The organism is Granulicella paludicola, assembly GCF_025685545.1.
In the GTDB taxonomy this organism is placed as follows: Bacteria; Acidobacteriota; Terriglobia; order Terriglobales; family Acidobacteriaceae; genus Granulicella; species Granulicella paludicola.
Genome location: NZ_JAGSYC010000020.1, coordinates 213,886 through 225,743 on the forward strand (window position 1 = coordinate 213,886; position 11,858 = coordinate 225,743).

Genomic DNA, 11,858 nt, shown 5'->3' on the forward strand with positions numbered 1-11,858 from the left:
TTAGCTAGCGTGTGGCGTTGACTAACTGCGTGAGTGCGGGGAGGAAGGTGAAGTTGACGAGGCCGCTGGGCTTCTTTGCGGCTTCGATCTGTGCGAGGCTGTGTTCCTTCCACTGGGCGGGAGGCGTGGTAGAGGTATTGAGATACTTCAGCGCGTCGATGCCAATGACGGAGAGTTCGGTGAGTTGCTCGGCGCGCGTGTGAATGGGTTGGAAGCGCGGCTGCCTGTCCATTACAAGCTGAACACGCGGGACGGAGGCGCCGACCGTTTCAAAGAAGTGTAGAAGCAGTTGGTGCGCGTCGTTCGTTGCAGGGTCTTGTGCGGTCGGGGCAGTGAGAAAGGTCTTTGCAGCGACTTCGATCTGGTGGCGGATGGGTGGGTCAGGGCGGACGGCGTCGACGAAGCTGGTGAGCGGGGTCAGCTGCGTGGTGTGCTGTGTGGAGGAGCGTTCGCCGAAGCTGACAGGTTCGAACGCGGAGGCGAAGTCGCGCATGGCTGCGATGTTTTCGCTGCCAGCGAGGGCGCGGAGTTCGGCGTCCTCGCTGGTGAGGTGACGAAGGCCGAGGGTTTCCAGTTCGACGGAGACGACGTCGAGGCGGCGATACATGTCGTCGACGTCACGGACGTTCTGCGGCGACCAGAAGCGCTCGGCGATGGCGGCGGTGCGCGGCCAGATGCGGGAGTCGATGGTGCGCTGGTCGAGATGCTCGGCCCACATGGGGACTTCGCCGCCGAGGATCAGCTTCTGCTGCTCGGGTGTAAGCGTTGTGTCGGCGGGGACGGGGTCCGCGAGATAGAGTTTGCCTGCCGGTTGCATGCCGTCGATGTAGTACGGGGCAGAGAGGATGCCCTCGTAGCCTTGCTGGGCTCCTTTGGCGAGCGAGGCTACGCCGCGCCAGGACTGGATGACGACGTCCTTCGGCAGCGCGGGGTTGAAGATCTCGTCCCAACCGGCCATGCGGCGGTGCAGCTTTGTAAGTATGCCGAGGACCTGAGTATTAAAGTAGGCCTGCAGCGCGTCGTTGTCGTGCAGGTCGTGCGCCTTCATGAAGGCGAGGATGCGTGGGTTCTTCTTCCAATCGGGCGCTGGTGCTTCGTCGCCGCCGATGTGGATGTATTCATCGGGGAAGATGGTGGTCATCTCGGTGAGGAAGGAGTCGATGAACTTGTAGGTCTCGGGGTGGGTGGGGTCGAGGACGTAGTCAGAGACGCCGAACTCGCGACGGATGCCGGTGGGCTGCGAGCCGCTGTTGAGCTCAGGGTAGGCGACGAGCCAGGCGACGGAGTGGCCGGGCATCTCGAACTCAGGCACGACGCGGATGCCGCGTTCACGAGCGTAGGCGACGAGATCGCGCGCCTGCTCCTGGGTATAGAAGAGGCCGTCGGAACCCTTCTCGGTGAGCTTGGGGAAACGCTTGCTCTCGATGCGGAAGCCCTGGTCTTCGGTGAGGTGCCAGTGGAAGACATTGAGCTTTACGGCGGCCATGGCGTCGATGTTGCGCTTGAGGACTTCGATGGGTTCGAAGTGACGGCCGCAATCGATCATGAGACCGCGCCAGCGGAAGCGGGGCGAGTCCTGAATGGTGACGGAGGGGATGACGTAGCTGGATCCGCTGGCCTGGACGAGCTGGAGCAGGGTCTCCATGGCGTGAAGAGCGCCGACCGGGGTGGCGGCTTCGATCTTGATGGAGTTGGCGGTGCTGGTGAGGCTGTAGGATTCGTCCTCCTCGAAGCTTTGAACCGCTGGACCGGCGGAGCGGACGTCGATGACGAGCGTGGCAGTCGGGGCGGTCTGGATCTGCTTGGAAAGCTGGAGGCCGGTGCGGTCTTCGAGGCGGCTGATCATCCGCACGATCGCGTGGTCGAGCAGCGGGGAGGAGGCTCCGGTGGCGCTTACGGTAAGGCCATTCGTGATGCTGAGGCTGCCCGTATTTGCGGTGAGGCTGGATGGCTCTGGCATCAGATTGTTGTGAAAGGCGTCTGTGGCAGTGGACTGGCCGGAGACGCGGACAGCAGACAGGGCAATGGCAAAGGCCAGCAGAGCGTTCTTTCGCATGAGGTGACGCCTCTCGTTGCAAATAGGAGCCGGATGAAATGGCGCCGTAATCATCACATGTTAGTTCATTTCGTAGGTAAATGGTCACTTTTGCTGAATAGAACAGACGCCTATTCGATTGAAGCGGGGAAAGTGTGCATCTGCAGAAAGTCTGTGCGCAGCCTCGTGTCGTGATGGGCAGCGATGCCGCCGGGACGAAGTGTGGAGAGCGCGCCTGTTAGGTTGCCGAAAGCGGCGGCTTCGAGCGGGTTTGCGCCTTTGAGGTAGCGGCTAAGGAAGCCTGAGTTAAAACTGTCGCCGGCACCGATGGTGTCGACGGGCACGACTGTGAGTGGGGCGACCCAGTCTCGCTGGCTCCCGCGCTGGACGACAGCGCCGCGTGAGCCGCACTTGACGACGATCAGGGGGACGCGCGAGGCGAGGGCATCGAGTGCCGATTCCAAGGTGGAGGTGCCGGCGATGCGCAGCAACTCGTCTTCGTTGGGCAGGAGGATGTCGATCTTGTCGAGGAGGGTGTCGAGAACGCCGCGCCAAGTGTCGGTCGGATCGTCGTTGGTATCGAGCGAGAGCGTGAGACCCGCGGCTCGAAGCTGGTCGAAGAGTTCGGGCAGGCCAGCATGGAGGCCTGTCTGGAGGAACAACGAGGAGAGGTGGAAGTGACGGGCTGAGGTGAGGTAGGCGAAGTCGAGGTCTGCGACGGTCAGCTCGGACATGACGCCGGGGTAGGTAAGGATGTGGCGACGTTTGCCGTGGGGCAGGAGGACGGTGACGCCTGTGGTTGCGCCGGGTTTGGGGCGAATATGGCTGAGGTCTACGCCGCTGGTTTTGAGGAAGTCGAGGGCGATCTGGCCGAAGGGATCGCTGCCGACCTCTGAGACAAAGCCGGTGCGCGTACCGAGTGTGGCAAGATTGTGAGCCAGGATAGAAGAGGAGCCACCGAGGGTGGTGATGAAGGCGTCACCGAGGAGTTCACGCTCCGCCGGCATGTCCTCCGGCAGTCCATAAAGAATGAGGTCGAGGTTGGTTTCGCCGACGATGACGATGTCGAGGGACTTTGCGGACGTTTCGCTAGAAGGGGTGCTCATTCGAAACCTTTCGTCGTTTATGCTTTCCTTGAGGTAGTATATTGGTTATTATTGTTTATCTTTAGTTTCGATATAACGAATTGAGATTATTTTTCTTTACGAGGAGCCGATGGCGACATCTCTTGCAAGCTTTGTAGAACTGCCCGTTGAAGAGAAGCAATCCCGGGGTCTACTTTTTACGCCCGCAGAGATTGCACAGCAGCCGGAGACCTGGCAGACGACGCTCCGCATCTTTGAGCAGCACCAGGCAGAGATCGCCACGTTTCTGGATGGACTGGGCGTACGCGCTTCCCTGGAGGCACGACCGGCGGTGCTGCTGATCGGCGCGGGCACTTCGGACTATGTCTCGCTGGCGCTGGAGTTCGTGCTGCGCCAGAAGTGGGGCTGCGATGTGTCCGCGGTGGCGAGTACGGACCTGCTACCGAACATGGAAGAGTATGTGATTCCGGGACGCAAGTATCTGTGGATCTCCTTTTCGCGCTCCGGCGATTCGCCTGAAGGTGTCGCCGTGCTGGAGCAGGCCCTTCAAATGTACCCGAGCGTGTCGCACCTGGTGGTGACGTGCAACGCCGAGGCGCGGATGGCGGACCTTTGCAAAGGAGTAGAGCGGGCCTGCGTGGTGGTGCTGGACGATGCGGTGAACGATCGCAGCCTGGCGATGACGAGCTCCTTTACGAACATGATTATCATGGGGCACTGCCTTGCGAACGCATGGTCGATCGAGGAGTACAAGCCTGTGCTCGCGCAACTGGTAAAGGCTGGTGATGATCTGCTGGTGAAGGCTGGGGCAGAGGCGGACGAGCTTGCGGCACGCGGGTTTGCGCGAATCTGCTTTGTAGGTAGCGGAGCGCTGGCGAGTGTGGCGAAAGAGTCGGCGCTGAAGGTCCTGGAGATGACTGGCGGTCAGGTGAAGACGATGTCGGAGACGGTGCTTGGGCTGCGCCACGGGCCGATGGCGGCACTCGATCCACAGACGCTTTTTGTGTGTTTCGTGTCGGGCGATGAGCGCCGAGCGAAGTATGCGAAGGACCTGCTGGCGGAGATTCGCGCGAAAGAGGTTGTGGCGGAGAGTCTTGCTGTAGGGCCGGCGTTCGCAGAGGCAGAGCTTGCTCCGCACTGCGATACGTACCTGGCGCTAAAGATCAACGGCGACGTGGAAGATGCGTATCGCCCGGTGCTGGATGTGATCTTCGGTCAGTTGCTGGGCTTGTACTTTTCGGTTGCGCATAAGTTGAAGCCGGATGCGCCCAGCCCTGGCGGCGTTATCAACCGTGTGGTGCAGAAGTTCCAGATTTACTGAGGCTGCTATGTCGACTCTTCTTCAGAAGCATTTGGCCAAGCGTAAAGAGGGCATTGCTACCGGCATTTATTCGGTATGCTCTGCGCATCCTTGGGTGATCCGAGCGGCAGCGGAGCAGGCGGTTGCGGATGATTCACTGTTACTAGTGGAGGCGACCAGCAACCAGGTGAACCAGTTCGGCGGCTATACCGGGATGCGGCCTGCGGGGTTCCGCAGCTTTGTGATGCAGCACATTGAGGCGGCGGGGCTGGATGCGGCGAAGCTGGTGCTAGGCGGCGATCATCTAGGGCCAAACCCCTGGCGAAAATTGCCAGCGGCCGAGGCGATGGCTCATGCCGAAACAATGGTTGCGGAGTATGCGCGCGCTGGGTTTACGAAGATTCATCTGGACGCCAGCATGTCCTGCGCCGATGATCCCGAGCGGCTCTCTGACGAGGTGGTGGCGCAGCGGGCGGTACAACTCTGCAAGGCGGCTGAGGCTGCGTATGAAACAGGGGATCGTGCGTTGTATGTGATTGGCACGGAAGTTCCAGTACCGGGCGGAGCGACGCATGCGGTGCATGAACTACCTGCGACCTCGACCGAGGCTGCGGCTTATACGCTGGCGGTACACAAGAAGGTCTTTAAGCGTGAGTTGCCGGGTGTATGGCGCCGCGTGATTGCGATGGTGGTGCAGCCGGGCGTGGAGTTCGACCACGATGCGGTGGTGGACTACGAGCCTGCCAAGGCGGAGGCGCTGGTGCAGTGGCTGCGAAACCAACCGGAGTCGATCGTGTTTGAGGCTCACTCGACGGACTATCAGCTGGCAAAGGCGTATCAAGAGCTGGTGCGCGATGACTTTGCGATCCTGAAGGTTGGGCCGGGACTGACGTTTGCCATGCGCGAGGCGTTGAGTGCGCTTGAAGATATGGAGCAGCAACTGGTTCCTGAGCCGCAACGCTCGAAGCTGGGCGCGGCCATTGAGAGCACGATGTTGAAGGAGCCGGAGAACTGGCTGCCGTATTACGCGGGCACGCTGGAGGAGCAACGGTTACTGAGGCTCTATAGCTACAGCGATCGGGTTCGCTATTACTGGCACCGGCCGGAGATCGCTGCGGCGGTGGAGCGACTGATCGCGAACCTCTCTTCGATCACGCTGCCGGAGAGTATGTTGAGCCGTTATCTGCCGGCGCAGTATGTTCGTGTGCGGGCTGGGGAGATTGGGAGAGATCCAGAGTCGCTGATCGTGGACCGGGTTCGCGATGTGCTGCGTGACTATGCGGCGGCGTGCAGGGCTGTTTAGGCGAGATGCAGTGTAGATGTTTTTCTTTCGAATGGGCTTTCCAATTGCGTTTAAGAAAGTAGCGATGTACTCTTCGTGGAGTCAGACAGCTCGTTTGAATCCCTATGGCAGCGAAAAGTACATCGAAAGAAGTTCTCCCGACAAACGTAGAGGATCCCGAGCGGGGTTCGCAGATGCTGATTGAAGAGCGCCGCCAATATATTGTTGCGCTGGCGCAGAAGCATGGCCGCGTTCTGGTGGAGGAGCTCTCCGAGTCTCTTGGCATCTCGCGCATCACGATTCGCAAAGACCTTGATTATCTGCAGGGGCGTGGTGTGCTGCAGCGGACGCATGGCGGAGCGCTACTGCCGGGCAGCGGGGCTCTTTCTGATCCATCGTTGCAGGAGAAGGAGACGCGTCACTCGAGCGAAAAGCTGCGGATTGCAGCAGCGGCGGCGAACCTAGTGCAGGAGGGGCAGTGTGTTCTGCTGGACTCCGGTACGACGACCACGGCGATTGCGCGCGCGTTGAAGAGGTTTTCCTATCTGACGATTATTACGAATGCGGTGAACATTGCAGCGGAGCTGAGTGGCACGGATTTTGAGGTGCTGTTGACGGGTGGCTCGCTGCGGAAGAATTCGTTTTCGCTGGTGGGGCCGCTGGCGGAAGATATGCTGCGCGATATGCATGCAGACATCCTGTTCCTGGGCGTGGATGGCTTTGACCTTGAGGTGGGGCTGACGACGCCGAACGTGATGGAGTCGCGGGTGAACCGAGCGATGGTGAAGGCCGCGTCTACTGTGGTAGCTGTGTGCGACTCGACGAAGTTCAATCGACGCAGCCTGTCGAAGATTGTGGATGCGACCGCTATCCATCACGTCATTACTGACAGCGATCTGACTTCGGAGACCGCTGACGGCCTCCGAAGCCTGAACATCAACCTGACGTTGGTGTAGCAGCGCTACTTCTGGGGTGTGGCTTCGAGTGTGAGTACTTCGAACGGAGCGAGGTCGAAGCCAACGGGTGTGCCACTCTGCACCTTATGGATGTCGCCTGGCGCCCAGCCTTTTACGCCATTCCAAACACCCTGTACGGCATAGCTGTGCGGTGCATTCTTTGTAAGCTCGAAGGCACTGGTGAGTTCGATGTCGAAGTGCTGCGGTTTGCTGGATGGATTGCGCAGGGTGAGGATACCCAGCTGCGAACCCCAGGCTGCCCAACCGTATGGCTGCAGTTTATCGGGATCGCCGCCGACCCAATGAACATCCTTGAGGGTGGCAGCGTGGGCGCGGCTCCAGCGTGCGGAGGCAGCGAGCGTGTCCCAATTTTCTTTGGAGAGAAGCGATGGGGTGATGTACATCTCCTGCAGTTGCGTGCCTGTGCCGAAGTAGGAGTGGACTTCATCGGCGAAGTCGTTGGCCGGGTCTGTGCCGAGGTTCTCTGCCTGCTTTGCGTAGACGATGCCATGGAGCATGAGCGAGTTCAAGGGGAACAGAGGTCCCTTGAGCACGATGTTTTTGTAGGTCTGCGCATCGCGGTAGGTGATCCAGCGTTGGCGCCAAGTACCTTCGCCGGAGAAGGAGTGATCTTCGCCGCTGCGCCAGATGGAGTCTGCATAGAAGAGCCAGAAAGGCGAGGCGGTGGTGCCGGTGGTGAGGTTGATGAAGAGATCGGGCTTCTCTTTGCGCAGTCGCTCGATGAGGTGGATGGCGGCGTCGAAGTCGCTGTCAAAGGCGCTACCCGGGTAGACGCGGTCGACGTTGCCGGTGCCATCGAACTTGAACTGATTGACGTGATATTTGTCGACCATCTCCAGGCAGGTCTTTTCGAATTGAGCGAAATATTTTGGGCCGGAGAGAGCGTAGCCGTTCTTGAGGATTTCGTAGCCGTGCGCTGTTCCGAAGGCGATGCGCTCAGTTTTCTCCTTGTCGTAGCCGCCCCACGGGGAGAGCCATACGCCGACGCCAGCGTTGTATCTTTCAGCGGCGGCGGTGGCTTTGGTGAAGCCATCGGGGAAGCCGGGGTTGAAGCCCCAGAGGGTGTGCGTATCGTCCCAGCCGTCGTCGAAGAGGAAGGAGTCGAGCTTGACGTGGCGCTGCTCCGTAAGTTGCTGGCCGAAGGCGTTGATGCGGTCGATGGCACCTGCTTCGTCGAAGCGATTGCCGAAGCCGAGGTCGTACCAGGAGTTGTAGTGAAGGAAGGGCTCGTAGGGGCGCGGGCGTTCGGTTTCGATATAGGTGAGGAACGCGCGGCGCATCTCGCCTGCGGGGGCGGTGCCGATGACGGCGGAGTAGGTGATGGATTGACCGGCGCGCAGAGGCAGTTCGCGGAAGTACGAGGTTGTGACGACGCCGTTGCTGACGCTGCTCGTGGAAAGGGGATGCTCGACGCCAAAGTACATGTTGCCGTCGATGACGGGCGAACCCTTGACGGTGCCATCGACCTTGGCGGTCGCATCGTCGAACTGCAACATGCGGACTTCGGCGATCGGGAGGTCGCTGTTCTGCGCGGAGATCTGGAGGAGTTCGCGCAGATACTGCGTTCCGGGTCGCGCGATAAGGCACCACTGGGCCTGTGCGTTGTGCTGCGGAGCGGTGAAGTTCCAGCAGCGTTTGAGGCTCTCGGTCGAGTCGTGAGAGCGACTGAGGGCCCGGTGCGGATCGACGATGGTGGCGGCGTCGAGGATCGGGGCAACCTGCATCTGCGTGGAACGCAGTTCGCTATGATCCTTCAGCACGAGAACGAAGGCTTCGCCCAAGGGGAGGGTTCGTTTCGATAGAGCATCTTTGAACGCGAGGCCATCAAACTTTTCGCCATGTATGGTGACATTGGCCGAGAGCGCGCCTGCCTGGATGCCCTTTCCTTCCGCGTCGCCCTTGGAGGGGGAGGTAGACGATGCTGGCGCGGTGACGCATAGAGCGAGAAGGAGGGAGGTAGTGGCGCGAAGGGCGAGAGATTGGGGCATAGCGGCCTCCAAAAATGAGATGGTAAAGCTGTGAAGATAATAAAACGTAATATATGGAAATGTATCAGTATTTCGTTTTACAATTCTCTTCAACAGCAGGCACTTCGTACCTTCAAGCCGGATTCTAGACGCTCGAGAACGGAATTACGATGCCTAGTGGGCCGATGATATGCGGCAGGAGACGGGAATGGCGGATCAGCAGGATCAGGACAAGTTCATCGCAATGGTTTCAGCGAAGGCTGAGGTGACGCTGCCGCTCAGCTCGTTCACTCCACGCAGCATGTTGCACACACGGCAGACCGAGGTGCTGGTGCCGCGATTCCCGGTTATCGATTATCACAATCACCTCGATGCACAGGACCCGCACGAGGTTTTGAAGATCATGGATGCGTGCGGCATCGAGCATGTGGTCAACATCACGATGAAGGTGGGCGACGAAGCGGTCGAGATGATTCGGCGCTATCGCGCGGCCGATGCGAAGCGGTTCTCTACGATTGGCTGGATGGATTGGACAGGAGCGGACGCTCCCGACTTCGATGGATTCGTTGCGCTGAGTCTCGAGCGGATTGAGCGGCTGGTGGCAGAAGGAATCGTCGGCTTCAAGTTCTGGAAGGACCTTGGACTGGTGGTACGCGATGCGAGCGGCGAGTTGATCCGCGTGGATGATGCGCGGCTTGCACCGATCTTCGAGCGGCTTGGTGAACTGAAGATGCCGGTGATGGTACACATCGGAGATCCCGAGGCGTTCTTCCTGCCGATCGATGCGAACAATGAGCGGTATGAGGAGCTGGCGGCGCATCCTGACTGGGGATTCTATGGAGCGCAGTACAGCAAGGATGAGTTGCTGAAGCAGCGGGATCGAGTCTTCAAGAGGCATCCGAACACAACCTTTGTCGGGGCGCACATCGCGGAGAACAGCGAAGACTTGCAGCGGGTTTCAGCGATGATGGATGACTGCCCGAATGTGATGGTGGATATCAGCGCGCGCGCTTCGGAGCTTGGGCGTCAGCCGTATGCTGCACGCAAGTTTTTCCTGCGCTTTGCAGATCGCATTCTGTTCGGCGCGGACCTGGTGCCAGAGATCAAGATGTATCGGCTCTACTATCGCTTTCTCGAGACGGCGGATGAGTACTTCGAATATCCGACGCATGCCTCGGGGCAGGGGCGATGGAATATTTACGGCATCGATCTGCCGGAGGACGTGTTGCGCAAGGTGTATCGCGAGAACGCGCTGCGCCTGCTGCCACACCTGAGCTAGACAGGGACTGCATGGCGGTTCGCGCCGCCGGAAGACGAGGCTGCGAACGATGACGAGTGAAGCGAAAGCTGTTATGCCGGGAGCCGCCGACCTGCGGCGCTATAACCTTCTGCTGTTGTATGTGGCGGGGCTTGGTGGCCTGCTGTATGGCGTTGATATTGGCATCATCGGTGGCGCTCTGCCGTATCTGCAGGCTACGTCGAAGCTGAGTGTCAGCCAACTCTCCTCGATTGTTGCGGCGGTGCTACTGGGAAGCGTTATCTCTACGATCTTTGCCGGGTTGCTGGCGGATTGGATCGGACGCAAGCCATTGATGGTGATCAGCGGACTGATCTTCGTGCTGAGCATCCCGCTCATAGCTTTGTCGGCTGGCTATGGAACTTTGATTGTCGGGCGGCTGCTGCAGGGTGTCAGCGGTGGCTTTATCGGGGTGGTGGTGCCGCTGTATCTGGCGGAGTGTCTGCCGTCTTCGAACCGGGGCAAGGGCACGGGGATCTTTCAATGGATGCTGACGTTTGGGATTGTGGCAGCGGCGCTCATCGGGATGTATTACAGCTATCGCGTGCAGGCCGTCGCTGTGAGCGGCGACGTGGCTCAGCTCTTTCATGTGAAGGATCAGGCATGGCGCCACATCTTCTGGATCTCTCTGCCTCCGGGAATTCTGTTTGCAATTGGCAGCCTGTTTGTGGCGGAGTCTCCGCGCTGGCTCTATCGCAAGGGGCGCGGCGAGCAGGCGCTTGCATCGCTGCGGCGGTCGCGGACTGCAGCGAAGGCAGAGCTTGAGTTTTTAGAGATGGGTGCGGTCTCTCTGCAGAGCGAGACGACGCAGAAGATTTCCGGTTCGCTGCTGCAGCGAAAGTATGTGGTGCCCTTTGTGCTGGCCTGTGTGATTCTCTTCTGCAATACGGCGACGGGAGTGAACTCGATCATTGGTTACAACACCAGCATCCTGTTGCAGAGTGGACTCTCTGATCTTGCCGCGCACTGGGGCTATGTCCTCTTCACATCGGTCAATTTTCTGATGACGATGATTGGCATGACGCTGGTGGACCGCAAGGGGCGGCGTTTTCTGCTGATCCTCGGCAGCACGGGCATCATGATCTCGCTGCTGGTGGTGGGAGCGTTGTTTTGGAGCACGGAGAGAGCTGACCTGGAGTGCCAGCGCGCTGTGCAATCGCTTGTGGGGCCATCGCAGGAGCTTACGCTTTCTTTCAACAAGGACGAGGCCGAGCGGCTTCTTTCTGCGAGTGGTGGCAACAGCGACAACTCGCTGGCGTCTCAAGCTTCGCTGGTGGTCATCTATTCGTATGGTGGCTTTACGGGGGCGACAAACTTTGTGCGATCGGACGATCCCGCCGCGGCGCCAATTCACATCACGCGGGAGGATACGGTTCCTGGCAACGCGATTGAGGCGTTGTTCAAGAATCCGTTTGCTGATTTGAAGGCAGCGAGAACGGCTCCGCTAAAGATTGAGCGGGCGCGTATCGGCCGCATCCCCAGCGCGACGCATGGCAAGCTGGTGGCTCTTGCTCTCTTCTCGTTTATCGCGTTCTTCGCTTTGGGTCCCGGTGTCTGCGTATGGCTCGCGCTGTCCGAGTTGATGCCGACGCGCATTCGGTCGGTGGGCATGAGCATCGCCCTGGTGATCAATCAACTGGTGTCCACGACATTGGCTGTCCTGTTTCTGCCGATCGTCAGCAAGTATGGGTACGCGCAGATGTTCCTGCTGTTTGCGGGCTTCACGCTGATCTATTTTGTGACGGCTACTTTCTTTCTGCCTGAGACCAAGGGCAAGACGTTGGAAGAGGTAGAGCTGCATTTCGAGGGCAAGGCCGCACTCACTGACTAAGCTTTATCGGTTTGGGGCTAAGTCGTAAGAACCACACATTCGTTCGCGCTCCTGCTTCCGACAGGAGGGTGGAGGCGGCGCGTG

The 11,858-nt window shown here is 59.5% G+C and carries 8 protein-coding genes; 5 read left to right on the forward strand and 3 right to left on the reverse strand.

Features of this window, described 5'->3' with window-relative positions; all coding sequences use genetic code 11:
• Nucleotides 1-4: 4 nt before the first annotated feature.
• Both OHL14_RS04115 and OHL14_RS04120 read right to left on the reverse strand, forming a co-directional pair.
• The gene (locus OHL14_RS04115) at nucleotides 5-2,056 is read right to left on the reverse strand and encodes a beta-N-acetylhexosaminidase (RefSeq protein WP_263378050.1); all 2,052 of its coding nucleotides are present in this window, start codon (nucleotides 2,054-2,056) and stop codon (nucleotides 5-7) included.
• A 110-nt stretch (nucleotides 2,057-2,166) separates the two neighbouring features.
• The gene (locus OHL14_RS04120) at nucleotides 2,167-3,141 is read right to left on the reverse strand and encodes a carbohydrate kinase family protein (protein WP_263378051.1); all 975 of its coding nucleotides are present in this window, start codon (nucleotides 3,139-3,141) and stop codon (nucleotides 2,167-2,169) included.
• Between the two features lie 109 nt (nucleotides 3,142-3,250).
• Between OHL14_RS04120 and OHL14_RS04125 the strand changes: the two genes are divergently transcribed.
• The 3 genes from OHL14_RS04125 (at nucleotide 3,251) to agaR (ending at nucleotide 6,658) form a co-directional block, all read left to right on the forward strand.
• A complete protein-coding gene (locus tag OHL14_RS04125) occupies nucleotides 3,251-4,441 on the forward strand; it encodes an SIS domain-containing protein (protein WP_263378052.1) in 1,191 nt (396 codons plus the stop codon).
• A gap of 7 nt (nucleotides 4,442-4,448) precedes the next feature.
• Complete coding sequence (locus OHL14_RS04130; RefSeq protein ID WP_263378053.1) at nucleotides 4,449-5,723, forward strand: D-tagatose-bisphosphate aldolase, class II, non-catalytic subunit; 1,275 nt, start codon at nucleotides 4,449-4,451, stop codon at nucleotides 5,721-5,723.
• Nucleotides 5,724-5,827: 104 nt separating this feature from the next.
• Nucleotides 5,828-6,658 carry a transcriptional repressor AgaR gene (gene agaR / locus OHL14_RS04135; RefSeq protein WP_396270855.1) on the forward strand — a complete coding sequence of 277 codons (831 nt, stop codon included), beginning with the start codon at nucleotides 5,828-5,830 and terminating at the stop codon, nucleotides 6,656-6,658.
• Nucleotides 6,659-6,663: 5 nt separating this feature from the next.
• Here agaR and OHL14_RS04140 read toward each other — a convergent pair whose 3' ends face one another.
• A complete protein-coding gene (locus tag OHL14_RS04140) occupies nucleotides 6,664-8,667 on the reverse strand; it encodes an alpha-galactosidase (RefSeq protein ID WP_263378054.1) in 2,004 nt (667 codons plus the stop codon).
• A 187-nt stretch (nucleotides 8,668-8,854) separates the two neighbouring features.
• Between OHL14_RS04140 and OHL14_RS04145 the strand changes: the two genes are divergently transcribed.
• Together OHL14_RS04145 and OHL14_RS04150 are read left to right on the forward strand one after the other, a co-directional pair.
• Nucleotides 8,855-9,925, forward strand: a complete 1,071-nt coding sequence (locus OHL14_RS04145) for an amidohydrolase family protein (RefSeq protein WP_263378055.1) — start codon at nucleotides 8,855-8,857, stop codon at nucleotides 9,923-9,925.
• A 49-nt stretch (nucleotides 9,926-9,974) separates the two neighbouring features.
• Nucleotides 9,975-11,774 (forward strand): sugar porter family MFS transporter, encoded by a 1,800-nt coding sequence (locus tag OHL14_RS04150; protein ID WP_263378056.1) that lies wholly within the window; start codon nucleotides 9,975-9,977, stop codon nucleotides 11,772-11,774.
• The last annotated feature ends 84 nt before the right edge of the window (nucleotides 11,775-11,858 follow it).